Source organism: Streptosporangium carneum (genome assembly GCF_027922005.1).
GTDB lineage: Bacteria > Actinomycetota > Actinomycetes > Streptosporangiales > Streptosporangiaceae > Streptosporangium > Streptosporangium carneum.
Window position 1 is genome coordinate 86,639 of record NZ_BSEV01000002.1, and the last position, 24,205, is coordinate 110,843.

Genomic DNA, 24,205 nt, shown 5'->3' on the forward strand with positions numbered 1-24,205 from the left:
TCGCAACACCACAACGTCACCTTCGACACCACGAGGTCTCACGGCACCACGCCCGACTCTCACAACACCACGTCGCCCCTGGCACCGACTCTCACAGCACCGCACCCGTGCCACCCCGGGACCACATCCCACAGCACCGCACCACGCGACGCCCAAGACGTCGTAGCACCACAGCGTCACCTTCGACACCACCAGGTCTCACAGCACCACGGTTACAACCTCGCGGCGACCACAGCCTCGACTCACCCAAGCGTCCGTCGACTCTCAACGCCACGCGTAACTCTCACAACACCGCCCTCGCACCCGCACCACCCCGCGATCACAACCCCACAGCACCCCGCGATCACAACCCCACAGACCCCATCCGTGTCTTCCCGCACCGTTCCGCATCCTCGGCGCCGGTACGGCGAGCCGCGACGCGGAGCAGGTCGGCGCCGGTCGACGGTGAGCACCCGGGGAACGCCTCCGGCCGCCTCACCGACCGTCGTCGGGGAGCCCGCTGTCGCGGGGAAGCCCGTGCGGACGCCGCTCGGCGCGGGGGAAGAGGTTGACCTGGGCCTCGGAGACCCTCGCCCCCACCGGAGCCTCGGACCTGTCCCTCCGGGTGACCCGGTAGGGGGCCAGCAGGTCGTCAATGCGGTTGTTCAGTTCCTTCAGCTCCTCGGCGTCCACCAGCAGGACGGTGCGGGTGAACACCGAGGCCTCGCGCCACTCCCGCGACTCCCGGTCGAAGTTGTCCAGGGCGCGGGCCACCTCGTCGGCCGCCTGGTCGCGCACGGCCTTGATCAGCAGGTCCTTGGCCGCCCGCACCTCGGGCCGGTCGTCCGGGTCGGGGGAGACGGCCACGCCACGGGGGCCGGAACGCCACAGCCTCTCCCTGCCGTCGCCGCGAGCGGGCGCGTCCTCGGCGAAGCCGTACTTGGCGAGCATGCGCAGGTGGTAGCTGGCCGCGCTCGGCGTGACGCCGACGACCTCTGCGACCTCTGTCGCGGTCGCGGGCCCCTCGACCTGGAGCCGGTTCAGAATCGCCAGTCGCGCGGGATGGGCGAGCGCGCGCATCGCCACGGGATCGGTGAGCGGCTCGCGTGCCTGGGTCATGTGCAAACCGTACCCACTTCATGTCTGAAGGATTGCCTTCACAACTATGAAGGACTACCTTCACAGTTGTGAAGCACTCCCTTCACAAATGCCCGTCCAGGAAAGCGGCGTGATCCTCGTGCTCCAAACAACCCCGCCACCGGTGGTCCCCCTGCGCAGACAGCGCGACTACCGGCTCCTGTTGTCCGCCCGTGCCGCCTCGGAAACCGGCACCGAGGTCTCCCGGCTGGCCGTGCCGCTGACGGCCGCCGTGCTGCTCGGCGCGTCGCCCACCCAGATGGGCGTGCTCACCGCCGTCTCCTCGCTGCCATTCCTGCTGTTCGGGCTCCAGGCGGGCGCGATCGCCGACCGGCTCAGACGTCACCGGCCGGTCATGGTCGCCTGCGAGGCCGCCTCGGCGCTGGCCATGGCCACGGTTCCCCTCGCCTGGGCCGCCGGGCTGCTGACCGTTCCGTGGCTGGTCGCGGTGGCGTTCGTCGTCGGCGTCGGCACCGCGGTCTTCCGGGCGGCGAGCTTCCCACACCTGGCCGTGGTGGTTCGCGAGGAGCAGCGGACCGAGGCCCTGGCGGGCATGCACTCGGTCTTCTCCATCGCCTCCGTATGCGGCCCCGGACTCGCGGGACTGCTCGTGCAGCTGGTCACAGCGCCGTTCGCGATCCTGGTCGACGCCGTGTCGTTCCTGCTCTCGGCGTTCCTGATCCGGTCGATCAAGGCGGAGGAGAACCACGTCCCGGCTCCCTCACGCGGCATGTGGACCGAGATCCGCGAGGGCCTGCGCGCGGTCACGGGCCACCCCGTGCTCCGGGTGCTCTGTGGCTGCGGAATCGTGATCAACTTCTTCGGCGCCGCCTACGGCGCGGTCTTCGTGCTCTACGCGATCACCGAGCTCCATCTGCCCGCCGGGCTGATCGGGGCGCTCACCGCCTTCTTCGGCGTCGGAGGCCTGATCGGCGCGGCCGTCACCCCGCGCGCGGCCAGGCGGTTCGGCGAGAGCCGGGTTCTGGCCTGCGCGGTGCTGTTCTTCCCGCTCAACTACGTGACCGCGGCGCTCGCCTCAGGGCCGCTGTGGGCCAAGTCCCTCCTGATGGCCGCCAGCGGGCTGGTCAGCGGAACAGCCGTGCTGGCCTTCGCCGTCTGCTTCAGCGCCGTCATCCTCCGCGAGACCCCCGTCGAACTGCGGGGCCGGGTCAACGCCACGAACACCTTCACCGTTCAGGGCGTCCTGTCCGTCGGCGGCCTCGTCGGCGGCCTGCTCGGCGATCTGCTGGGCCTGCGTCCGGTGCTGTGGCTCGGCGCGCTGGGGGTCGCTCTCACGATCCCGTGGATCTGGCTCTCCTTCCTGGGCCGCCCCTCCGCACCGCGAGAACGATGATCCCTGCCGCCAGCCAGGCCAGACCGACGAGCTTGGCGAGGGGAGCCGCCAGCACGATGATCCAGATCGCGACGAGCCCGCCCGCGACAGGCACGGCCAGATGCCGCCACAGGTCACGACTGCCCTGGCGAATCCTGAAATATCCGATCACGGACGCGTGCAACATCGTGAACGCCGCCAGCGCCCCGATGTCCACGATCGAGACCAGCACGTCGAGGCCGTCCGGCCTGCTCGCCGCCCACACGGAGACGACCAGCGTGACCGTTCCCGTGCTGAGAAGCGCCACCCGGGGCGTCCCCGAGCCCGGGTCGACCGACGACAGCGCGCGGGGCAGCCCGCCGTCCCTGGCCATGCCGTACAGCAGCCGCCCCGCGGCCGCCACGGCGGTCATCGCGGCGAACGCGGGCCCGACCGCCTTGGCGACCTTCATCAGGTCGGCCAGCCACGGCGCGACCGACAGGGCCGTCACGTCATAGAAGGCGGTGCCCTGCGCGGACGGGTTCGCGGCCAGCTCAGCCGGGCTCATCGGGGCCAGCAGGCCGGCCAGGCAGGTCTGGAGCACGAACAGCGCCCCCGCGACCCCCAGACAGATCAGCACCGCCCTGCCGACCTGACGGGAGTCGCCGGTCGTCTCCTCGGCGAACGAGGCGATGGCGTCGAATCCCAGGAACGACAGCACCGCGACCGAGACGGCCCCGATCACCGCGGTGACCGTGGTCCCTCCGACTCCGACGAACGGCGACGACCACGGCCTGGCCGGCCCCTCGGTGACCAGCACCGCGACCGCCAACACCACGAACACGGCCAGCACCACGATCTCGGCGAGCAGCACGACCAGACCGACCCGGGCGGCCAGCCGCACTCCCGAGACGTTCAGCGCGGTGGTCGCCACGAAGGCCAGCGCGGTGAAGGCCCAGGCCGGGACGGAAGGGAAGAGGGCGTGCAGCGCGATCCCGGAGAACAGGTAGGCCACGCTCGGGATGAGCATGTAGTCGAGCATGACCAGCCACCCCGCCAGGAACCCGGCCGACGGTCCCAGCCCCGCCGAGGCGTAGGCGAACACCGACCCCGCCTTCGGCACCACCCTCGACATCTCGGCGTACGAGACGGCGGTGAAGGCCATGGCGATCGTGGCGATGACGTAGACGAGCCCGACCGCCCCCGAGCTCTTGGCGTCGAGCACCCCGAACACGCCGACCGGAGCCAGCGGCCCGATGAACAGCAACCCGTAGACGATCAGATCCCGAGCCGAGAGCGTGCGGCGCAGCCTCACCTGTCTTTCCACGCCACCCCTCTCCGGACGAGAACGCCTCGCCCCTCACCCGAGAACACGGGGACTCCCCCTCCCCGGAAACACCGCGTCCTTTCCCGGAAACACCGGGTCCATGACTGCCCAGGACACCTCGGGACACCCCGGGACACCCAGAGGAAAGTCATCTGGCACCGGAAGGCACCGCGTCCATGACTGCCCACGGACTGCCCACGGACTGCCCACGGACTGCCCACGGACTGCCCACGGACTGCCCACGGACTGCCAGGCCCGCCCAGGACCGGAACCGTCCCGCTCCCGAGCGGCCTCACCTCGATGACTACCCGCGACGAGCCGGGATCGCCCACCGCGGAGACTCATCTGTTTCCCGAACCTCACGAAGGTCACCCCTGTTCGAAGCCATGAGGGGCGGCCTCACCACCAGGCGGGCGGGTGCTCCCCCCGCTCCGGCGGCGGGCCCGCCCAGTACGGCGAGGCGCCGTCGACGGTGCCTGGCGGCCTGACATAGGTGAGCCTCCCGAACCGGCTGTCCATCTCACCGAGCAGGTCGGCGACCTCCGGTTCCGGTGTGTCCCCGCCGTCGACACGGCCGAGGGAGTCCAGCCACAGGGCGGTCCTGGCCAGCGACAGCTCCACCCTCCAGGAGCCGCCCTCCGCCGACCGGCGCAGCAGGGCGGCCATCGCGCCGAAGGCTGCCAGGTAGCCGGTGGCGTGGTCGAGAACCTGGGCGGGGAGGGGACGCGGTCTCAGCCCGTTCCCGCCCTCGTGAGCCATGCCGCACACCATCTGGACCAGGCTGTCGAAGCCTCGTCTGCCCGCCCACGGACCGTGCGAGCCGTACGCGGAGATGTCGACGCACACGATCCCCGGCCTGATCCCGGCCAGTTCCCGAGGGCCGAAACCCAGCGCCTCCAGCGCTCCGGGCCGATACGACTGCACGAGCACGTCCGCCCCCGCGACCAGGTCACGCAGCGCGGCGGCCCCCTCCCGGGTTCTCAGATCAAGATGACAGGACCGCTTCCCGAACGCCGTGCCGATCATCAGGCCCGGAATCTCGGGCAGGTGATCGGCTCCCACCCCCAGAACCTTCGCCCCGTGGGCGGCGAGCGTACGCGTGGCCACCGGTCCGGCGATCACCCGTGTCAGGTCCAGCACCCGCACCCCGTCCAACGGCCGCCCGCGCCCCGCCCCTCCACCGTCCCGTTCTGCCCTTCCACCGTCCATCTGTGTCACGCCGATGAGCGGCAGTGTGGCGACCGCCCGTCCCTGCGGGTGCGCCCGCCACTCGGCGCGGCTCCGCATCGCGGCCGCGCACCCTCCCGCCGCCGTGACCGCCTCTTCGAGCTCGACGGCGCTACGGCCCGCACACGCCCTGGTCACGGCGTCGACGCCCGAGCCGGCGGGCAGTCCCAGTGCCGCGAGAGCCGCGTCGCGGTGATGGTCGAAGTTGCAGTGCAGCCGAACCCAGCCGTCGACGGTCCGGTAGTCGCCGGAAACCGCGGCCCATGGATTCAGCCCCGCGCCGTCGACCCTGAAGTGGCGCTCGTCCCGGAAGGCGACGGCGGCCTCCCGCACGTCCACCCCCGCCTCCCCCGCGCCACCCCGGAGCTTCGCGGCCGCAGCCGTGACGGCTCCCACCGCGACAGCCGCAGCCGTACCGACCATGAAGACGGACGGCAACACGGGGTCGGCTCCGGTGACCCGAACCGATGGCAGCTCGACTCTCACTTCATCGGCCAGTTCCCGTACACATCCCTCGACCGTGACGCCCTCCACCCGGCTCCCTTCTCCCACGCCGTCCCCGTTTCCCCTCACATCACCCCTGGGCAAGCCCTGCCCCTCGCCCTCCCCGCTCACGCCACTCCCCTCACCCCTGAACACGCCCTCTCCACCCCGGCTCTCCCCTCGAACGTGGAGATCTGGCTCTCCCCCTCGTAGCGTGGAGATCTGCCCCAAGGGGGAGGTCGGGCACGGCAGAGACCAGACGCGGTTTCGATCCGGAGTTTCGGGCCGGTGCGGTGCGCATCGTTCTCCCCCACACCACTCCTCTTCCGCCCCGCCTGAGCGCCTCCTCCACGCTCACCACGTCTTCCCTCTCATCACCCCCGGTCATCTCGCCATCTCACCCCCGGTCATCTCGCCATCCGCGTCGGCTCCGCCCGCCCCGTCTCCGGCTCACACAGTCCCGTACTCACGCTGTCCCCCTCCACCCCACCTTCTTCCATGCTCATCGCCCTCCCCTTCGTCCTCACCGTCACCCTGATCTCGCCCCCGATCTCGATCCCGTCCCTGGTAGGACCTGGACATCCTGGACATGTGGAGACCGGTCCGGTGAGTCGCCCGGTGACCGGCCTCCGAGTGGGGCGGCGACGGGACTTCGCTCATCCCGTCTGGCGCTTGGCTTCTCCTCCGTCTCTGCTTCAAGAGGCCGACACGCCGCCGGATCCGAAACCGCCCAGCCCCTCCTAGAGCTCGTCCCACTTGCGCCCTCCTGCTCACCGTGCTCCGTCCACAGGCTCGCAACGTTGTGTCGTCTGTCCACAGAACGCCGCTCGGCCTGCTCGAGCTCGGCACAGGTCTCTCATCTTTGGACGTGTGAATTTCCTCCGCGCATCCGGAGTCCGAACCCTGTTGTCAGCGCTGCTGATCACCTCTGCGGGAGCAGGAAGCGGGCACGACGTGATCACCTCGGCGACCCTTTCGAAACCCAGCGAACCCACCGGCCCCACACCCCTGTGGGAGTGGCCGCTCGCGGGACGCCCCCATGTGCTCAGGGGCTTCGCGCCTCCGGCTCAACCCTGGCTGGCAGGTCACCGTGGAGTCGACCTCGCCTCCTCACCCGGCACGCAGGTCCGGGCTGCGGGCGCCGGGACGATCGGTTACGCCGGACCGCTCGCCGAGCGTGAAGTGGTGACCGTTCTCCACCCCGGCGGGCTGCGGACGACATACCTTCCCGTGCACCCGTCGGTACGGCCCGGCCAGGCAGTGCGCCAGGGCGAGGTCATCGGCGTCGTCCAGGACCTTCCCGGTCACTGCCAGACGGCCTGCCTGCACTGGGGCCTGCTCCGCGACCACTTCTATCTCGATCCGCTTCTCCTGCTGGGACACGGCCAGGTCAGGCTGCTCCCCATCTGGCCGTCGACCCCCGGATGAACCGCGACCACGCCCCTGCTCCTTGAAAGACCGCCCGTCATCACCCTTCGGAAACAATGTCGATCACCCCGCAGATGGATCTCGCACAACACCGGTACGGCGGACAACGCCCCGCCCCGAAGTCACCGGCGACGAGCGACGACCCGGCCCCTGTGACAAACGCGGAGCTCGAAGGGTTCTCGCGGCGGGAGGGCAACGCGGCGGGGCTCCGTCCGGCGAACCCGATCAGCGGAAAGATCAGGAAAACGCCTGGTCTCCAGGGGACCTGCCGGGGCGCAGGCGCCAGCCTCTGGGGACGCGCTCGACGTATCCGGCGGCGGCCAGGCCGCCCAGGCAGGACAGCACCGTCTCCAGATCGACACCTGCGGCCACCGCTATCGTGGCCGGGCCCACCCCTGTGCGAACGGGAACGGCTTCCAGAACCTGACGGGTCTCCGGGCTCAGACGATCACGCGGGAACACCGGGCCTCGAGGCTCGGGGGCCAGGTCGTCGCCCATCATTCCGACGAGTTCGACCATCTCCGCCGGAGTGGTGACGCAGGTCGCCGTGCCCTGACGGATCAGCCGGTGGCACCCCGCCGAGGTTTCGGAGGTGACGGGACCTGGAACAGCGGCCAAGACGCGGTTCAACGAGGTGGCGTGCCCTGCGGTGTTCAACGCCCCGCTGCGAACGGCTGCCTCGATCACCAGACTTCCCCTGGACAGGGCGGCGATCAGCCGGTTACGGACCAGGAAACGCGGCCGGGTCGGACGCGCGCCCATCGGATATTCACTCACCAGAAGCCCCTGCGAGCGCACGGCGGCGAACAGATCATGGTGCGCGGTGGGGTAGACGACGTCGGCGCCGCAGGCGAGCACCACGACGGTCGACGCCCCACCCACGAGGGCTCCGCGATGGGCCGCGCCGTCGATCCCGTAGGCGCCGCCGGACACGACGGTCCAGCCGCGCTCGCCCAGTCCGGTCCCGAACTCCGCCGCGACATGCGTGCCGTACGGCGTGGCGGCTCGGGAGCCGACGACCGCGACGGATCGGAGACAGGAGAACCGTAGGTCCGCCTCTCCGTGGAGCCAGAGGGCGTACGGCCGGCAGTCGCCAAGGTCGTCCAGCTGGGTGGGCCACTCGGAGTCTCCCGGGACCACCAGCCGGGCCCCGTGCCACTCTCCTTCGGCCAGGTCCTGCTCAGGATCCGCAGTCTCGAGGCGAGCCGCCCATGAGGCGAACATCCGGTCGAGCCTGGTCACGTCCCGACCGGCCCGCCCGGCCCGACCGGCCCGCGACCGGGACGGAGCACCGTGGGCGTCCTCTGCCCCGGAGGGACCGCCGTGGTCGTCTCGCTCCTCGGAGCGGGCACACTGATCCCCTCGTGTCTCGGGTCGGAGGGCATCGAGAGCATCCCGAGCCTCAGGGAAGGAACCGGGGGTGTCCCAGGTGTCGGAAGGGGCGGCGCGATCGCTCTGCGCCTCAGGGCGAGCGTCGGGAACGCACAGGCTCTCGGACCGGGCAGTATGGGCGCTCTCCGCCCCGGGCTGAGCCCCGTGAGCGCCTCGTGAACCAGGGGAACCGGTGTCGTGAGAGCCTGCGAACCAGCGGACGGTCTCGGAATCCGGACATGCCCGGCGAACCTGCCGGAGGGCGGCCTCCGGCCCGCGGACGGCGACAAGCCGGCCCATCACGGGGTCACCCGGCTCGGCCACCCGCATCAGCGTGACCCTTGCGAGACGGTCGTTCATCGTTCCTCCCCCAGCCACAGACCGAGTGCGGCGTTGGTCTCGGTGACCTCGGGCGCGTCCTTGCCCGTGAGATCGGCGAGTGTCCAGGCGACCCTGAGAGTGCGGTCCAGGCCTCTGGCGCTCAGCTCTCCGCTGTCGAGGCAGCTCAGCAGGGGAAGCATCGCCTTGGGCGCCGGGAGGTAGTCGGTGTGCAGTGCTTGGGCGGGCACCTCCGCGTTACACCGCCACGGAGTGCTCGCGAACCTCTTGGCGGCGCGTTCGCGGGCTGCGAGCACCCGCTCGGCCACCACACGGCTCGATTCGATGAAGCGACGGTCGGCGAGAAGCTCGCGCCGGGTCGAGCGGTAGAGCGTGACCTTGACGTCGACGCGGTCGAGCAGCGGCCCCGAAAGTCTGGCGAGGTAGCGCCTACGGGTCGTCGGAGTGCACCTGCAGGGATCTTCGGGGCTGGACGGGCGCGCGCACGGACACTGGTTCGCGGCGAGAACGAGCATGAACCTGGCGGGGAACGTCACGGCGCCCATCGCCCTGGAGACCGTCACCGTGCCTGACTCGAGCGGCTGCCTCAGGGAGTCGAGAACGGTCGCGGGGTATTCGGGGGCCTCGTCGAGGAACAGGACTCCCCGATGCGCGAGCGAGACCGCGCCCGGCCGGATCGCTCCGCTGCCTCCGCCGATGACGGCCGCGACCGTCGCGGTGTGGTGGGGCGCCACGAATGGCGGACAGGTCAGCAGCGGGCGGTCCTCGGGCAGTGTCCCGGCGACGGAGTGGATCGCGGTGACCTCCAGTGCCTGCTCCCGTGCCAGCGGCGGCAGGAGGGTGGGCAGACGCTCGGCGAGCATCGTCTTGCCGGTGCCCGGCGGGCCCAGCATCCAGAGGTTGTGTCCCCCTGCGGCGCAGACCTCCAGCGCACGACGGGCGAAGGGCTGACCGGCCACGTCGCCCAGGTCCGGGACGACCTCGCCGCTCCCCGTCGAGGAAGGCGACCACGTGCCCGCGGGCTCGGCGACCCGATCCTGCCCGAGATCTTCGATCACGGGCACATTGACCTGGTCGTCGCTGCGCAGCCAACCCACCAGCTCCCCCAGGGTGGAGGCGGGGATCACGGTCACGTCGGGCACGAGAGCGGCCTCGGCGGCGTTACGGGCGGGAACGACGACCGTGCGGGCGCCGGCGGCGACGGCCGCCAGCACAGCGGGAAGCACGCCCCGCAGGGGTCTCAGCGAGCCGTCCAGACCGAGCTCCCCCAGGAAGAACGGCTTGGCGACCTTGGCGACGGGCACGAACCCGGCCGCCGCGAGCAGCGCGACGGCGATCGCCAGATCGAACATGCTTCCGCGTTTGGGCAGGCTGGCGGGGAACAGGCTGATGGTGATGCGGGCGTCGGGCCATGCGTGGCGGCTGTTGACCACGGCCGAGCGGACTCGGTCGCGCGCCTCGCTGAGCGCGGTGTCCAGCATGCCGATGAGATGCGTGCCCGCCATGCCGCTGCCCACATCGGCCTCGACGTCGACAGGATGGCCGGTCACCCCGAGCAGGGCGACGCAGCGCGTGCGCGCGACGGTCACTCACACCACCTCCGTGGGTGACCGATGGTCCAAGGCAGTGGATGGCGAACGGTCCACGACAGTCCGGAGGGCATTCAGCTCATCCCCCGCTCGTGACGAATGGTGAAGGCCCCGGCGAACCGTTCCAGGGCGATGACGTCGATGCGGATCACGTCGAAGCGTTCGCACCTGCCGCACTGCTCGCCCCTCCATTTGGCGGCGAGTCTGCGCAGACGGGCGAGCTTCGCCTCGGTCACCGCCTCGAAAGCGGTCCCGTGGGTGCGTCCGGAACGGGTCTTCACCTCCACCACGACGAGCGTGCGCCCCTCGCGGGCGACCACGTCGATCTCTCCGTCGGGGCATCGCCAGTTGCGATCCAGGATCTGCATGTCGTGCGCCAGCAGGTATTCGACGGCGATCTGCTCACCGTGTTTGCCGAGCTCATCCTTCGCGGCCATGGAACCACCTCCGGTTCCAGACCTTCGCGCAGCTCACCCCGCCCCCGAGGAACCGAAGCGGATTCTGTGGATATCGAACCGGCTCCGGGACACGCCTGTGGAGAACACGTGCTCCGGGCGGTCCCGCCGGAGGAATGCGCTGCCGTACCTGCCGCTTGGGCCCGGTCACGGGGACGGGGCGACGCCCGCGTCCGGGCGCGCCGCGGGGCCCGCCCGCGACGGTGACGCGAGGCTGACCACGACAGCGGCGCGCGAATCCCAGCGTGGCGTCCGCGTCAGGAGGCGTTCGCCCGTGCCGCCGGACGATCGGCGTCGGACTCCCTGTCTCCGTCCGCCGCGTCGACGCCTCGGACGACCCTGTCACGACGCGGAATCCCGGACGGCGCGAATCCCGGCGCGACGTCGACACCCGGGACGTCAGCGAAGGCCCTGAACACGACACAGGCCGCCAGGTATCACGAAAAGCCCTCAACGCGCCGCAGGCCTGCCGGACCTCACCGGACACAGATCCTCAGACGCCGCAGAGGACCACGGCACGACGAAGAACGCCCTGGATCAGGGCGGGTGCTCAGTTCGAGAAGCCCTCCTTGGGCATCTCGAGGTCAGGCTTGGCCAGCTCCTCGACGTTCACGTCCTTGAAGGTGACCACGCGGACGTTCTTGACGAACCTCGCAGGACGGTACATGTCCCACACCCAGGCGTCCTGCATCTTCACGTCGAAGAACACGTCGCCGTTCTCGGCCGTGCGGACGTCCAGGTCGACGGAGTTCGTGAGATAGAAGCGCCGCTCTGTCTCGACGACATAGGTGAACAGCCCGACGACGTCGCGGTACTCACGGTAAAGCTGCAGCTCCATCTCGGTTTCGTATTTCTCGAGATCTTCTGCGCTCATACCGGTCCTCCTGTTACACGCCCTTCCCGGGCCGCCCGATCAGGCGACACCGGCCCCCACTTCATTCTCACCCATCACCTCACCCGGCCCGGACCGCGCCACCGTCGCGAACGAGAAACGGTGGTCGGGACACGGGCCGTACGTCTCGAGTGCCCTGCGATGACCCACGGTGCCATACCCCTTGTGCACGGCGAAGCCGTACACGGGATGGCGCTCATGGAGTGCGGTCATCATCCTGTCTCGTGTCACCTTCGCCACAATCGAGGCCGCCGCGACACAGGCGGCGACCTGGTCTCCCTTCCACACACCGAGTGACGGCACAGGCAGGCCCGGGACGGGAAAACCGTCGGTGAGCACATAACCAAGATCACAGGATAGCCGCGCCACCGCTCGGCGCATTCCCTCGATGTTGGACCTGTGCAGGCCGCGCGTGTCGATCTCCCGCGGCGGGATCACCACCACGCTGAACGCCCTGGCGGTCGCCGTGATCTGCTCGTACAGCGACTCGCGCCTGGAGGCCGCCAACGCCTTGGAGTCGTTCAGTCCCTCGATCCGGCGCGCGAGCACCACCGCCGCGACCACCAGGGGGCCCGCACAGGCTCCCCGGCCCGCCTCGTCGACTCCGGCCACGGGTCCCAGGCCACGGCGGGCGAGAGCCCGTTCATAGCCGTACAGCCCGGAGTCTCGCCGGACCACGCTGGGCGTAGGGCGGAACGCAACTGTCATGGCACCACGGCAGACATAGCGACCATGACCAGAGAGTACGCCCCATCCGGGCCATTCGGTACCGCTATCTCACCTTGCTGAAAGTCTCGGGCGTCGAGAACAGGCGCACCCTGGAGAACGGCCAGTAGATCGCGAAGGCCCGGCCGATGACCGCCTTCTCCGAGATCGTGCCCTCTCCCTCCATCTCCTCGTGCGTGCGCGAGTCGGCCGAGGCCGAGCGATGGTCGCCCATGACCCACAACCGCCCTTCGGGCACGACCTTCTCGAACTTGTCACCCGAGGGGAAGTCGTCGGGATGAAGGTAGGCCTTCTCGTCGAGCGGCACCCCGTTGACCGTGATCCGCCTCTTGGCGTCGCAGCACTTCACGGTGTCGCCGCCGACCGCGATGACCCGCTTGATGGTGTCGTCGCCCTGCCAGCCCTTGAAGACGACCACGTCGCCGCGCTCGGTCTCGCCGTGCAGCTTGTTGACGACCACCCGGTCGCCCTCGATCAGGGTGTTCTCCATGGACTCCGACGGGATGCGGTACGACCCGATGACGAAGGCCTGCAGCAACAACGCCACCACCACGCCCGCCAGAAGGAGGAACGCCGACTCGGCCAGCCCGCTCTTGCGGGAGCCCTTCTTCCCGGACTTCCCCGCCTTCCCGGCTTCCTCCGCCTTCTCCGAGCCGGACTCGGCTCCGCTCCCGCTCCCGGCTTCGCTCCCGTTCTCGGGTCCGGGCCCGGTCTCGGCTTCGCTCCCGTTCTCGGGCCGGGAACCGGGCTCGGCGTCGAGCGGGGGGTCTGGCTCGTCGTCGGGGGCGACGGACCTGTTCTCGCGTTCCACGGTCATGGGGTACGGCTACCGCCTCGCGAGCCGGCGACGACGCCGCCACAGCACGATGGGCACCGCCCCCGCGACCCCGGCGGCGAAGGGGGCCGCCTCTCCCGCGGCGACGGCGGCCTTGAGCGCCGGCTGGTTGAAGGTGTCGGGGATGGGGATGATCGCGGCCCTGGAGAACGGCCACACGATCACGAACGCCCGGCCGATCACCTTGTCGATCGGGATGGCGCCGCCACCGGGGTCGCCCATGTGCATGCGGGAGTCGAGGGAGACCGAACGATGGTCGCCCATCACCCACAGGCGTCCCTGCGGGACCTTCACCTCGAAGGACCTCTGAGAGGGCACGTCGCCGGGGTAGAGGTAGTCCTTCTCCTCCAGGGGCACCCCGTTGACGGTGACCCGCCCCTTCACGTCGCAGCACTTCACCGTGTCACCGGGCACGCCGATGACGCGCTTGATGTAGTCCTTCTCCCCGGGGACGACGCCGAACGCGGTGCCGACCCAGCGGAAGAACCCGGTGACCGGATTGGACGGCTCCTCGAGCTGAACCTCGCTGTCCCAGGAGTCCACTCCGGAGAAGACCACCACGTCGCCGCGCTCGATGTCACGGACGCGGTAGACGAGTTTGTTCACCAGGACGCGGTCGTTGACCAGCAGGGTGTTCTCCATCGACTCGGACGGGATGTAGAACGCCTGAACCACGAAGGTCTTGATTATGAACGCGAGAACCAGCGCGACAACGATCAGGACAGGCAGCTCCTTCCAGAAGGAGCCCTTCTTCTTGTCCTTGCCGTCCTTGGCGGTCTTCTGGGTTTCTTCGGCGACCACGTCCACCTCGTCCTCGACAGGTCGACGCGAGGTTGCGCCGGACTCCCGGTCTTCGCTAGTCATCGTTGACGAGCCTAGATGATGAGGAGCGCTGGCTGAGCGCCCACCTGGTTACCTGACAGCTATGGGTCCGCCATAAGAGGTCAAACCCTCCTGCATGCGACTGGCCCGCACCACCAGTGGTGGAACGGGCCAGAAGGGCATGCTGCGGACGCCTTAGCGGGCTTCGCGCTTCTCCCGGATGCGGGCGGCCTTGCCGCGCAGGTCACGCATGTAGTAGAGCTTGGCGCGGCGGACGTCACCACGGGTCACCAGGACGATCTTCTCGATGACCGGGCTGTGCACCGGGAAGGTGCGCTCGACGCCAACGCTGTAGCTGACCTTGCGGACGGTGAAGGTCTCACGGGCGCCACTGCCCTGGCGGCGCAGGACGAAGCCCTTGAACACCTGGACACGGGACCGGCTGCCCTCGATCACTCGGACGTGAACCTCGAGCGTGTCACCGGGACGGAAAGCCGGGATGTCGGTGCGGAGCGAGGACTTCTCGAGCTCGCTGATCAGCGTGTGCATGACAGTGGTACCTCATTTAGGCGAGCGCGTGGAGGTCCATCCGGCCGCGATGAGGCGGCATCGCGATGGACACACGTGCTGGAGTGGATGTGTCTTGGGAGCCGGGCCTATCTGCCCGACGGCGCGCGCCAACCCGTGGACAGTAAGCGGCAACGCTTCAGTCTGCCATATTTTCACGACTGACCGGAAATCAACGCGTCAGACCGCACCGGCCGGCCTCTGACAGCGCCCGCCAGGCTCCCGCCTGAGCGCCGAACGAACCGCTCAGCCCCACGAAGCCGACAGGGCCGACAGGGCCGGCGAGGCCGTTCGAGGCGGCCCCGCGACGCCGGTCAGCCGTCCCCCGACGCCGAATCGGCCGGAAGGTCGAGTTCGGCCAGGAGCTTCCGGTCGTGCTTGTCCAGGCTCTCCGGATCGAGCGCGGCCAGCAGCTCGCCCCGGTTCTTCGCGGTACGGCGCAGCGCCTCGTCCCGCCGCCACCTGGCGATCCTGCCGTGGTGCCCGGAGAGCAGGACCTCGGGGACCTCGTGCCCCCGCCACTCGGGGGGCTTGGTGTAGACGGGGCCCTCCAGCAGATTCTCCATCGCCCCGGGGGCGAACGAGTCGTCCACGGCCGAGCGGGCGTTGCCGAGCACGCCGGGCAGCAGCCGCCCGACGGCCTCGACCATCACCAGCACCGCAACCTCGCCGCCCGCCAGCACGTAGTCGCCGACGCTGACCTCGTCGACGCGCGTCCGCGAGCCGTACTCGGCCATGACCCTGGAGTCGATGCCCTCGTAGCGGGCGGGGGTGAACAGCAGCCACGGCTCCGCGGCGTACTCCATCGCGAGCCGCTGGGTGAAGGGCACCCCGCTCGGGGTCGGCACGATGATCCTGGGCCGTGTGGTCGGGTCGGCGTCGAGGACGGCGTCGATGGCCTCTCCCCACGGGTCCGGTTTCATGACCATGCCCGGGCCGCCGCCGTAGGGGGTGTCGTCCACGGTGCGGTGGACGTCGTGGGCCCAGTCGCGGAGCTGGTGGAGGTGGACGTCCAGGATGCCGCGTTCACGGGCCTTGCCGATGAGCGAGACGTCGAGCGGGGCGAAGTACTCGGGGAAGATCGAGATGACGTCGACGCGCATGTCAGACTGCCGCGTCCGGGTCGAGCAGGCCCTCGGGCCCGTCCACGACGAGGATGCCCCGCTCCAGGTCGATCACGGGGACCAGCGCCTTGACGAACGGCACGTAGACCTCTTTCCGGCCGCGCCGCACGACGAGCAGGTCCTGACCGTGGTGGAGCACGTCGGACACCTCGCCCACCCGTTCGCCGTCGGGGGTGACCACGGCCAGGCCGATGAGCTGGTGGTCGTAGAACTCGTCGGGGTCCTCCGACGGAGGGATGTCCGCCGAGTCGATGACGAGCATGGTGCCTCTGAGAGCCTCCGCACGGTCACGGTCGCCCACGCCCTCGAACCTGACCAGCAGGATCCCCGAATGCCAGCGCCTGGACTCGACGACGAGAGGGCCGGTGGACGCGGGGTCGGTGGCGATCGCCGATCCGGGGGCGAAACGCCGGTCGGGGTCGTCGGTGCGAACCTCGACGGACACCTCACCGCGAAGTCCGTGGGGACGGCCGATCCGGCCTACGACAAGCTGCACGCCCGCCTCCCAAGATAGTCGTGTGTCGGGAAAGCGAACGGGCCACCCACGCTGCGTGGATGACCCGTTCACTCGATAACTCTCGTGTCGGCCAAGGGCTCGTCCCCGGATCTCCCGCCTACGGCGAAGACCTGTGGAACAGGCTCTAGCGGGCCTCGTTCAGGTCGAGCAGGTCGACCCGGACGTACTTGCCGTCGCCCAGAGCGTTCACGACGGTGCGGAGCGCCTTGGCCGTACGGCCGCCACGGCCGATGACCTTGCCGAGGTCCTCGGGGTGGACCCGGACCTCAAGCACACGTCCGCTGCGAATGCGGCGAGCGTGAACCTGGACCTCGTCGGGGTGTTCGACGATGCCCTTCACCAGGTGCTCGAGGGCCTCCTCGAGCACCTCAGGCCTCGCCTTCCGGCTTCTCCTCCGCGACCGGCTCGGCCTGGGCCTCGGCGGCGGGCTCGTCGGCCTTCACTGCCTTCTTGGCCGACTTCTTCGGCGTGGTGGCGTTGTCCAGGGACAGCGTCTCCTTGGCCGCGGCCTCGTAGGCGGCGTGACGGTCGGCCTTGGGCTCGGCCACCTTGAGCGGGGCCGGAGCGGCCTCGCCCTTGAACTTCTGCCAGTCGCCGGTGAGCTTGAGGAGCTTCAGGACGGGCTCGGTCGGCTGCGCGCCGACACCCAGCCAGTAGGCCGCCCGCTCGGAGTCGACCTCGATGCGCGAGGGGTTCTCCTTCGGGTGGTACAGGCCGATCTCCTCGATCGCCCGGCCGTCACGCTTGGTGCGGCTGTCGGCGATGACGATGCGGTACTGCGGGTTGCGGATCATGCCGAGCCGCTTGAGCTTGATCTTGACTGCCACTGGTGTGGTCTCTCCTGCATTAGAGCGTGGGTGAGCGGCGTCTCATCGAGTGGGGTTACGAGGAGAGGACCGTTCAAGGGACAGGCGCGGCACGCGGGGGTGAGAGGGCACCCACGTGGTCACGGTGTTCCAACATGTCATTGTGCCAGACGCACGGGGGTGCCCGGCCAATCACGCCCCATTCCGTACGGCAGGCGCAGGGCAAATCTCGGCAATGGGCGTGTGTCCGGCACGCGGAACGACTCGCTCCGCTGGGCTAATTGGCCGCCGTGGCAACCACCCTGAGATCTCTGCTGCCGGTCGCGATCGGATCCGTCGCCGTGCTCGGCGCCGCGCTCGCCCTGAGGGCGACGGCCGCGACCGGCGGCTTCACCCCGACGGAAGGGATCGGGCCCGAGGCGGGAAGGGTCTCCGCCCCCACCGGCGACGTCCTCCTGCCTGCCCCCGGCCTGCCCGCCCCCGGCGGCGATCTCCTTCCCGTCCCCGGCGACGCCGGCCCCGGCGGGGTGTCCCCGGTGCTGGCGTCGCTGCTGCGGATGCTGTCCGTGCCGGTCGGCGGCCCACCGCCGCCCACGGGCTGAGCCCCTCGCGGGCTGAGCCCCTCGCGGGGCAGGCGTCGGGGCGGCGAGAAGAAAGACGAGAAGAAAAAGGGGTGGCGGATCCCCGCCACCCCTCACTTCGTTCTCCGGCCGCCGGAGCCTGGCCCACGGGTTACTTGGGCCGCACGCCCAGCAGCTCCAGGGTCGTCATGATGATGAAGCCCACCATGATGATCAGCCAGATCCACCGGGCTCGCCGGTTGAATCTGCCGTTCCCGTCATCGCTCACTTCTGGCCTGGCAGCTTGAACTTCGAGGGGTCGAAGCCCGGCGGCAGCTCAAGGCCGGGCGGAAGCTGACCCGCTCCCAGCCTGCCGAGGGCGCCTCCCGCGTGGGGAGCGGCGCCGTCGGGGGCGTCGGCCGCGCTGGACGCGCCCTTGCCGAGTGCCGCCTTGCGCGGGTCTCCGCTGACCCTGCGGCCCTTCGCCGCCTTCTTCTGGGCCGCCTTCCCGCCCTTGCGTCCGCCGGGCATGCCCGGGATGCCCAGGCCGCCCGCCATGCGCTTCATCATCTTCTGGGCGTCGAAGAAGCGGACGACGAGGTTGTTGACCTCGGTCACCGTCACGCCGGAGCCCTTGGCGATGCGGGCGCGGCGAGAACCGTCGATCATCTTCGGGTTCTGGCGCTCGCCCGGGGTCATCGAACGGATGATGGCGGCGACACGGTCCAGGTCACGGTCGTCGACCTGGTTGAGCTGGTCACGCATCTGCCCCATTCCGGGCATCATGCCGAGCAGGTTCTTGATCGGCCCCATCTTGCGGACCATCATCATCTGCTCGAGGAAGTCTTCGAGCGTGAAGCCCTCGCCCGAGGTGAGCTTGCCCGCCATCTTGGCGGCTTCCTGCTCGTCGAAGGTCTTCTGCGCCTGCTCGATCAGGGTGAGGATGTCACCCATGTCGAGGATGCGGGAGGCCATCCGGTCAGGGTGGAAGGCGTCGAAGTCCTCGAGCTTCTCACCCGTGGACGCGAACATGATCGGCTTGCCGGTGATGTGGCGGACCGACAGGGCCGCGCCGCCTCGGGCGTCGCCGTCGAGCTTGGTGAGCACGACGCCGTCGAAGCCGACGCCCTCCATGAAGGCCTGGGCCGTGGAGACGGCGTCCTGACCGATCATCGCGTCGACGACGAACAGGACCTCGTCGGGCGAGACCGCGTCGCGGATGTCGGCGGCCTGCTTCATCAGCTCCTGGTCGATGCCCAGGCGGCCCGCGGTGTCGATGATGACGATGTCGTGCTGCTGACGCTTGGCGTGGTCGACCGACTGGCGGGCGACGGCGATCGGGTCGCCGACGCCGTTGCCCGGCTCGGGGGCGTAGACCGCGACGCCCGCCCGCTCGGCCACGACCGACAGCTGCTGGACGGCGTTGGGGCGCTGGAGGTCGGCGGCGACCAGCAGCGGGGTGTGGTTCTGCTCACGCAGCCAGCGGGCGAGCTTGCCCGCCAGCGTGGTCTTGCCCGCGCCCTGGAGGCCCGCGAGCATGATGACGGTCGGCGGGTTCTTCGCGTAGCGAAGCCGCCGGGTCTCGCCGCCGAGGATCTCGACCAGCTCGTCATTGACGATCTTGACGACCTGCTGTGCCGGGTTCAGCGCCTGGGAGACCTCGGCCCCGCGAGCGCGCTCCTTGACCTGGGCCACGAACGTCCTGACCACCGGAAGCGCGACGTCGGCTTCGAGCAGCGCGATGCGGATCTCGCGGCAGGTGGCGTCGATGTCGGCCTCGGACAGCCGACCCTTGGAACGGAGGGAGGAGAAGACCGATGTCAGCCGGTCGGAAAGCGTCTCGAACACGTGATTGGCCAGCCTCTGCGCTACAGGTCTGCGACTCGACATCCCAGCCTATCCGCTGGGAGGGGCGAACAGCGCCCCTGCGGTCCGCCCCGTCGCGGATCTGCCCTCCGCCGCGGGTCGTCCGGGTGGGGGGACGACGTGAGGAGACGCCGTCCCGGCGACCGCGACGGGCGGGGGAAATCGTGGGGGAATCCTGCGGACGGGGGTCTAGCGGCCCCACCCGGGAACGGCCATCCGCATGGTGAGCGCGTGCTCGACCAGGGTGATGAGCGTCGCCTTCACCGCGTCGCGAGAGCGCGCGTCCGTGCGTGAGATCGGGATGTGCGGCGCCAGCGTGAGCGCCTCCCGCACCTCCTCCTCGCCGTGCAGGTAGGTGCCGTCCCAGCCGTTGACCGCGACCACGAAGGGGAGCTTGGCCTCCTCGAAGTAGTCGATCGCCGGGAAGCTGTCGGCCAGGCGCCGGGTGTCGACCAGCACGATCGCGCCGATGGCGCCGCGGACGAGGTCGTCCCACATGAACCAGAAGCGGTGCTGGCCCGGCGTGCCGAACAGGTACAGGATCAGGTCCCGGTCCAGCGAGACCCGCCCGAAGTCCATGGCGACCGTCGTGGTCGTCTTGTTCGGGGTGAGACCGAGGTCGTCGATGCCGGCGCTGGCGTCGGTCATCACCGCCTCCGTGGTCAGCGGCAGGATCTCGGAGACCGCTCCCACGAACGTGGTCTTACCCACACCGAATCCACCGGCGACGACGATCTTCGTCGATGTCAGGCCGCCGCCGCGGCTAGAGCCTGCGAAGTCCACTGAGCACCCTTTCCAGCAGGTTGAGATCCGGCTTGCCCGCGTCCAGCTGCGGCTGATGCAGTTGGACCAGACCCTCGGCCGCCATGTCCGCGACCAGGATCCGGGTAACGCCGAGCGGGATGCGGAGCATCGCGGAGATCTCAGCGACCGAACGCACTTGCCGGCACAGGACGCTGATGGCCTGATACTCCGGCGTGCGGGTGGATAGATCGTGATGTACGGACGTCGCCGAGGAGACCAGTGCCTCCATGGCGAGCTGGGTCCGGGGGGCGGTGCGCCCCCCGGTCATGGCATACGGCCGGACCAGGGAGCTCTGCTCCGCGGGTTCCGGTTGCATGAAATGTGAAGGACCGCCCTGTTGCCGGTGGGGGTCGTCCATCGACTGGTAAGGGGACCCGCCCAGCGGGTCCCCTTCACCCGTCCAGCCGCGGCCTGCCACGGCATCCTCCTATGCTCATCGCCATCACCGGGGGTGGGAGGCCTGGAGTTCGGCGCGGACAGCCGGTGTCAACACCTGGCCCGCTCGTTCGACAAGCAGGGTCATCTGGTAGGCCACCAGGCCCATGTCACAGTCGGCCGCGGCCAGTACGGCCAGGCAGGAGCCGTCACTGATCGACATGATGAGGAGCAGCCCGCGCTGCATCTCCACCACCGTCTGGGTGACCGCTCCGCCCTCGAAGACCCTGGAGGCGCCCTGGGTCAGGCTGATCAGCCCGGCGGCGACCGCCGCCAGCTGGTCGGCTCTGTCCCGGGGAAATCCGTCGGAATACGCCAACGGCAGACCGTCAGCCGACACAACGACTGTGTGAGCCACGCCTGGGACGTTGTTCACAAAGTCGGTGATCAGCCAGTTGACCCCCCGAGCGGCCTGGCTCATTTCGCGCACGTGTTGTCATCCTCCTTGGCGACCGTGATGAGATCGCTCATCGGTCCTCTTTTCCTTCAACGTCCCGGCCGAAGTCGGGATACGGCTGCCCGTCGCCGACTTCGCCTCGCACCACCGCGCGGCCCTGCCGTACTCCCTGCTGGAAGCTCGACAGACGGCTGCGCACCGCTTCCGGGGAGATCGCGGGTCTGAACATGGAGGGCTGGGAGGCCGTCGGGTCGGGCGCGGCCGTGCCGGGCACGAGGTTCGCCTTCGGCACGCGCTTCGGCAGCCCGGAGCCGGTCATCCCGCCGAGTGTGGGTTCGCTCGCCGCCCGTGCCGCCTGCCAGCCGACGTCCGCGGGCGAGGACCAGATGTCGGGGGCCGGGGTCGCCGGGGGCGTGTCGTCGACGCCGGGCTCGCCCTGTCCCTCCTGGGCCGGGGCGGCGGGGTCGACCTTCCTGAACCAGTCGGACTCGACGGCGGCGAAGATCGGCAGGAACTCCTCCTTCGCCTCCTCCATGAGCGAGGACTCGGGGACGACAGGCAGCGGGCCCGTGCTGTCCGCGGCGTCGAACGCGCGGCTGTCGAAGGGGCCGTTCCCGAGCGGGGGCGGCCACACTCCCGAGTCGCCGGCGGGCGCGCTCGGCCAGATCCCCGAGTCGCCGTCGCGGGCGGGCATGCTCGTCCAGACCCCGGAGTCGCCGCCGCGCACGGGGGCGTCGGGCCACACGCCGGTGTTCATCTGGTTCGTCTGGGAGGAGTTCGGCCAGTCGGCCGAGTCTCCGCCGCGGACGGGAAGACCGGGCCACACGCCGGTGTCCGCCTGGGAGGAGGTGGTCGACCAGCTGGGGCTGCCGCCCTGCGGCGGCACGTGGGCGGCGGGCCAGGAGCCGTCGACCGGCGGCCGGCCGTCACCGGGGGCGTGCCGCGTCTCGAAGGAGGCGAACTGCTGCCTCAGGTCGAAGGCGTTGAAGGCCTGCTGGGCGGCCTCGAAGGAGGCGAACGCGGCCTGCGCGGGGTCGAGCGAGGTGGGGCTGGCCAGCACGGGCGGCCGGTCCGTCGCGGCCCGGTCCTCCGGGCCCATGGTCGCCGCCCAGTCGCCGCCGCCCTGGGTGACGGGCGCCTGGCGGGAGTCCGCCGCGGAGAGCAGGTTCTCCGGGATCAGGACCATGGCGGTCAGGCCGCCGCTGTCCTGCTGCCTGAGCTGCACACGGATACCGTGCCGCAGGGCGAGGCGGCCGACCACGAACAGGCCCATTCTGCGGGACACCGACACGTCGACCACCGGCGGGTTGGCCAGCCGCCAGTTCGCCTGCGTGAGCTCGTCGGCGGTCATGCCGATGCCGACGTCGGTGACCGAGACCATCACGCCGCCGCCGTCGATGCGGTTGCTGGACACGAGGACCTTCGTCTCCTTCGGAGAGAAGGAGATCGCGTTCTCCACGAGCTCGGCGATGAGGTGCACGACGTCGTTGACGGAGGTGCCGACCACGGACACGCCCGCGGACAGCTGCAGGGTGACCCGTTCGTAGTTCTCGACCTCGGACAGCGAGGCGCGGACCACGTCGATGATCGGGATGGGCTGGCTCCACCGGCGCGCGGGCTCCTGCCCGGCGAGGACCAGGAGGTTCTCGCTGTTGCGGCGCATGCGGGTGGCGAGGTGGTCGAGACGGAACAGGTTGCCGAGCCGGTGCTCGTCCTGCTCGCCCTGCTCCAGGCTCTCGATCAGCGAGAGCTGGCGTTCCACCAGGGTCTGGCTGCGCCTGGAGAGGTTGACGAACATCGCGTTGACGTTGCTCCGCAGCCGGGCCTCGTCGCCGGCGAGGCGGATGGCCTCGCGGTGGACCTCGTCGAAGGCGCGCGCGACCTCGCCGATCTCGTCGTCGGAGTTGACGCCGATGGGCAGCACCTCGGCCGTCTCCGCGTCCCCGCTCTCCCGCAGGGCCTGGACGGTTTCCGGCAGACGCTGTCCCGCGATGGACAGCGCCTCGGTGCGGAGCCTGCGCAGCGGCCTGACCAGCGAGCGCGCCATGATCGTGGTGATGATCAGGACCAGGACGAGCAGCAGGGCGCTCGCCACCGCGGCGAACAGCGCTCCACGCTGCTCGCCCTCCTGGAGCGTACGGCTCTGCGTGATGACCTCGTCGGAGATCGTTTTCTCCACCGTGCGCATCTTGTCGATGATGACGGTCGAGGCGTCGAACCACTGGGTCTGGTCGCCCGCGCCGGTGTTGGCGGCGTTGACGCCGACCAGGGGGGCGTGGGCCGTGGCCAGGACGAGCGCCCTGAGGCGGATGAACTCCGCGCGGTCGATCTTCTGGCCGCTGACGGTGTCGTCGTAGAACTGGCGCTGCTCCAGCGAGGCCTCTCCTCTGAAGGCGGCGAGCTCGCTGTCGCGCTGCGCGCGGGCGACGATGAAGTCGTCCAGGCCCTGGGTGGTGAACTGCCTGTTGGCCAGTGCGACGGCGAGTTCCGCCCGCTCCCTGGAGGCCTGTTCCTTGGCCCTGGCCAGAGCCGCGAACGCGGCCGCGCCGGAGCTGAGGCTCTGGTCCGCGTCGACCTGGACGATCTTTCCGTGGAGCGCCAGAAGGTCGCTGATCGCCTGTGAGTACGTCTGGATGACGGGCTGCGCGGGCAGCGAGCTGCTGACGACGGCCTTGCGCACGGTGGCGAGCTCGTCGAGGCGGGTGCTCATCTGCGCGATGCTCTCCCGCTCGCGGGTGGCGAAGGCGCCCTCCACGGCGTCGCGGAGCCGGCCGCGCACGTCCACGGCGATCCTGTCGACGACGCCGTACTGCTCGTCCAGCTTGGTGCGGGCGCCTCTGGGGCGTCCCTGGGCGACGAACCTGGCGGCGAGGTCACGCTCCAACTGCAGGCCGTGCACCAGCCCGCTCAGACTGGAGGAGAGCTCCGCGGTCACGCGGACCTGTTCGTACTGCGCGGCGCTGGTGACGGAGGTGGCCACGCGGAACCCGCCGAGGACGACGGCAGCGGTGGTGGGAATGACGATGAGCGCGATCAGCCGTGACCGCACCCGCCAGTTCCTGAAGGCGAACCTGCTGCCGTTTCTCCCGGTTTTCTCCTGATCGGCGGTCTGGGGCGGACCGCCTTCCCGCGTCTCGGAATCGCCGAAGACCTGGGCAGCCACCAGCCCGGATTCACGTTCGCTGGGGATTGACGCTGTCCTCACTG

The 24,205-nt window shown here is 69.9% G+C and carries 23 protein-coding genes; 3 read left to right on the plus strand and 20 right to left on the minus strand.

The genetic code is table 11. The features are described from left to right. Positions 1–474 precede the first annotated feature (474 nt). Positions 475–1,098 carry an ArsR/SmtB family transcription factor gene (locus PKF00_RS06425; protein WP_271216440.1) on the minus strand — a complete coding sequence of 208 codons (624 nt, stop codon included), beginning with the start codon at positions 1,096–1,098 and terminating at the stop codon, positions 475–477. 88 nt (positions 1,099–1,186) lie between these two features. On the opposite strand from PKF00_RS06425, the gene PKF00_RS06430 reads away from it, so the two are divergent. Beyond that, on the plus strand, positions 1,187–2,470 hold the full coding sequence (locus PKF00_RS06430; RefSeq protein ID WP_271216441.1) for an MFS transporter: 1,284 nt from the start codon (positions 1,187–1,189) through the stop codon (positions 2,468–2,470). On the opposite strand, the gene PKF00_RS06435 is transcribed toward PKF00_RS06430, so the two are convergent. Both PKF00_RS06435 and PKF00_RS06440 read right to left on the minus strand, forming a co-directional pair. Continuing rightward, positions 2,409–3,755, minus strand: coding sequence for an APC family permease (locus PKF00_RS06435; RefSeq protein WP_271216442.1), 1,347 nt, complete (start codon positions 3,753–3,755; stop codon positions 2,409–2,411). The two genes, PKF00_RS06430 and PKF00_RS06435, sit on opposite strands and share 62 nt — an antisense overlap. 399 nt (positions 3,756–4,154) lie before the next feature. Then, entirely contained in the window at positions 4,155–5,534 is a 1,380-nt protein-coding gene (locus PKF00_RS06440; RefSeq protein WP_271216443.1) for a CoA transferase, read from the minus strand. A gap of 837 nt (positions 5,535–6,371) precedes the next feature. On the opposite strand from PKF00_RS06440, the gene PKF00_RS06445 reads away from it, so the two are divergent. After that, positions 6,372–6,893: a M23 family metallopeptidase gene (locus PKF00_RS06445; RefSeq protein ID WP_271216444.1), complete on the plus strand. Its 522-nt coding sequence runs from the start codon at positions 6,372–6,374 to the stop codon at positions 6,891–6,893. Between the two features lie 237 nt (positions 6,894–7,130). On the opposite strand, the gene dprA is transcribed toward PKF00_RS06445, so the two are convergent. From dprA to rpsP, 12 genes are all read right to left on the minus strand, one after another. Further along, entirely contained in the window at positions 7,131–8,135 is a 1,005-nt protein-coding gene (dprA, locus tag PKF00_RS06450) for a DNA-processing protein DprA (protein ID WP_271216445.1), read from the minus strand. Positions 8,136–8,620: 485 nt separating this feature from the next. After that, positions 8,621–10,192, minus strand: coding sequence for a YifB family Mg chelatase-like AAA ATPase (locus PKF00_RS06455; protein WP_271216446.1), 1,572 nt, complete (start codon positions 10,190–10,192; stop codon positions 8,621–8,623). Between the two features lie 74 nt (positions 10,193–10,266). After that, positions 10,267–10,629: a YraN family protein gene (locus PKF00_RS06460; RefSeq protein WP_271216447.1), complete on the minus strand. Its 363-nt coding sequence runs from the start codon at positions 10,627–10,629 to the stop codon at positions 10,267–10,269. Between the two features lie 568 nt (positions 10,630–11,197). Beyond that, positions 11,198–11,521: a DUF2469 domain-containing protein gene (locus PKF00_RS06465; protein ID WP_012888569.1), complete on the minus strand. Its 324-nt coding sequence runs from the start codon at positions 11,519–11,521 to the stop codon at positions 11,198–11,200. Between the two features lie 39 nt (positions 11,522–11,560). Next, on the minus strand, positions 11,561–12,247 hold the full coding sequence (locus PKF00_RS06470; protein ID WP_271216448.1) for a ribonuclease HII: 687 nt from the start codon (positions 12,245–12,247) through the stop codon (positions 11,561–11,563). A 64-nt stretch (positions 12,248–12,311) separates the two neighbouring features. Then, a complete protein-coding gene (gene lepB, locus PKF00_RS06475; RefSeq protein WP_271216449.1) occupies positions 12,312–13,082 on the minus strand; it encodes a signal peptidase I in 771 nt (256 codons plus the stop codon). A 9-nt stretch (positions 13,083–13,091) separates the two neighbouring features. Continuing rightward, on the minus strand, positions 13,092–13,964 hold the full coding sequence (gene lepB / locus PKF00_RS06480; RefSeq protein ID WP_271216450.1) for a signal peptidase I: 873 nt from the start codon (positions 13,962–13,964) through the stop codon (positions 13,092–13,094). Positions 13,965–14,117: 153 nt separating this feature from the next. Continuing rightward, the gene (gene rplS / locus PKF00_RS06485) at positions 14,118–14,471 is read right to left on the minus strand and encodes a 50S ribosomal protein L19 (RefSeq protein WP_271216451.1); all 354 of its coding nucleotides are present in this window, start codon (positions 14,469–14,471) and stop codon (positions 14,118–14,120) included. A gap of 332 nt (positions 14,472–14,803) precedes the next feature. After that, positions 14,804–15,592: a tRNA (guanosine(37)-N1)-methyltransferase TrmD gene (trmD, locus tag PKF00_RS06490; protein ID WP_271216452.1), complete on the minus strand. Its 789-nt coding sequence runs from the start codon at positions 15,590–15,592 to the stop codon at positions 14,804–14,806. A 1-nt stretch (position 15,593) separates the two neighbouring features. Then, positions 15,594–16,109, minus strand: a complete 516-nt coding sequence (gene rimM / locus PKF00_RS06495; protein WP_271216453.1) for a ribosome maturation factor RimM — start codon at positions 16,107–16,109, stop codon at positions 15,594–15,596. A 145-nt stretch (positions 16,110–16,254) separates the two neighbouring features. Then, the gene (locus PKF00_RS06500; RefSeq protein WP_012888562.1) at positions 16,255–16,497 is read right to left on the minus strand and encodes an RNA-binding protein; all 243 of its coding nucleotides are present in this window, start codon (positions 16,495–16,497) and stop codon (positions 16,255–16,257) included. 1 nt (position 16,498) lies between these two features. Continuing rightward, the gene (gene rpsP, locus PKF00_RS06505) at positions 16,499–16,957 is read right to left on the minus strand and encodes a 30S ribosomal protein S16 (protein WP_271216454.1); all 459 of its coding nucleotides are present in this window, start codon (positions 16,955–16,957) and stop codon (positions 16,499–16,501) included. Between the two features lie 269 nt (positions 16,958–17,226). Here rpsP and PKF00_RS06510 point away from each other — a divergent pair, with 269 nt between their 5' ends. After that, positions 17,227–17,538: a hypothetical protein gene (locus PKF00_RS06510; RefSeq protein ID WP_271216455.1), complete on the plus strand. Its 312-nt coding sequence runs from the start codon at positions 17,227–17,229 to the stop codon at positions 17,536–17,538. A 243-nt stretch (positions 17,539–17,781) separates the two neighbouring features. Here the strand turns inward: PKF00_RS06510 and ffh are convergent, their stop codons facing one another. The 5 genes from ffh to PKF00_RS06535 form a co-directional block, all read right to left on the minus strand. Beyond that, positions 17,782–19,344 carry a signal recognition particle protein gene (ffh, locus tag PKF00_RS06515; protein WP_271216456.1) on the minus strand — a complete coding sequence of 521 codons (1,563 nt, stop codon included), beginning with the start codon at positions 19,342–19,344 and terminating at the stop codon, positions 17,782–17,784. A 207-nt stretch (positions 19,345–19,551) separates the two neighbouring features. Then, on the minus strand, positions 19,552–20,112 hold the full coding sequence (locus PKF00_RS06520; RefSeq protein WP_031158879.1) for a GTP-binding protein: 561 nt from the start codon (positions 20,110–20,112) through the stop codon (positions 19,552–19,554). 13 nt (positions 20,113–20,125) lie between these two features. Next, positions 20,126–20,482, minus strand: coding sequence for a DUF742 domain-containing protein (locus PKF00_RS06525; RefSeq protein WP_271216457.1), 357 nt, complete (start codon positions 20,480–20,482; stop codon positions 20,126–20,128). A gap of 126 nt (positions 20,483–20,608) precedes the next feature. After that, on the minus strand, positions 20,609–21,022 hold the full coding sequence (locus PKF00_RS06530; RefSeq protein ID WP_197048434.1) for a roadblock/LC7 domain-containing protein: 414 nt from the start codon (positions 21,020–21,022) through the stop codon (positions 20,609–20,611). Between the two features lie 46 nt (positions 21,023–21,068). After that, the gene (locus PKF00_RS06535; protein WP_271216458.1) at positions 21,069–24,161 is read right to left on the minus strand and encodes a sensor histidine kinase; all 3,093 of its coding nucleotides are present in this window, start codon (positions 24,159–24,161) and stop codon (positions 21,069–21,071) included. Positions 24,162–24,205: the final 44 nt, after the last annotated feature.

Excerpts from the sequence above, each read along its gene's own strand:
- PKF00_RS06425 (WP_271216440.1), bottom strand. The coding sequence starts at position 1,098 with ATGACCCAGGCACGCGAGCCGCTCACCGATCCCGTGGCGATGCGCGCG.
- PKF00_RS06430 (WP_271216441.1), top strand. The coding sequence starts at position 1,187 with ATGCCCGTCCAGGAAAGCGGCGTGATCCTCGTGCTCCAAACAACCCCG.
- PKF00_RS06460 (WP_271216447.1), bottom strand. The coding sequence starts at position 10,629 with ATGGCCGCGAAGGATGAGCTCGGCAAACACGGTGAGCAGATCGCCGTC.
- PKF00_RS06465 (WP_012888569.1), bottom strand. The coding sequence starts at position 11,521 with ATGAGCGCAGAAGATCTCGAGAAATACGAAACCGAGATGGAGCTGCAG.
- PKF00_RS06470 (WP_271216448.1), bottom strand. The coding sequence starts at position 12,247 with ATGACAGTTGCGTTCCGCCCTACGCCCAGCGTGGTCCGGCGAGACTCC.
- lepB (WP_271216449.1), bottom strand. The coding sequence starts at position 13,082 with ATGACCGTGGAACGCGAGAACAGGTCCGTCGCCCCCGACGACGAGCCA.
- lepB (WP_271216450.1), bottom strand. The coding sequence starts at position 13,964 with ATGACTAGCGAAGACCGGGAGTCCGGCGCAACCTCGCGTCGACCTGTC.
- rplS (WP_271216451.1), bottom strand. The coding sequence starts at position 14,471 with ATGCACACGCTGATCAGCGAGCTCGAGAAGTCCTCGCTCCGCACCGAC.
- trmD (WP_271216452.1), bottom strand. The coding sequence starts at position 15,592 with ATGCGCGTCGACGTCATCTCGATCTTCCCCGAGTACTTCGCCCCGCTC.
- PKF00_RS06525 (WP_271216457.1), bottom strand. The coding sequence starts at position 20,482 with ATGCAACCGGAACCCGCGGAGCAGAGCTCCCTGGTCCGGCCGTATGCC.
- PKF00_RS06530 (WP_197048434.1), bottom strand. The coding sequence starts at position 21,022 with ATGAGCCAGGCCGCTCGGGGGGTCAACTGGCTGATCACCGACTTTGTG.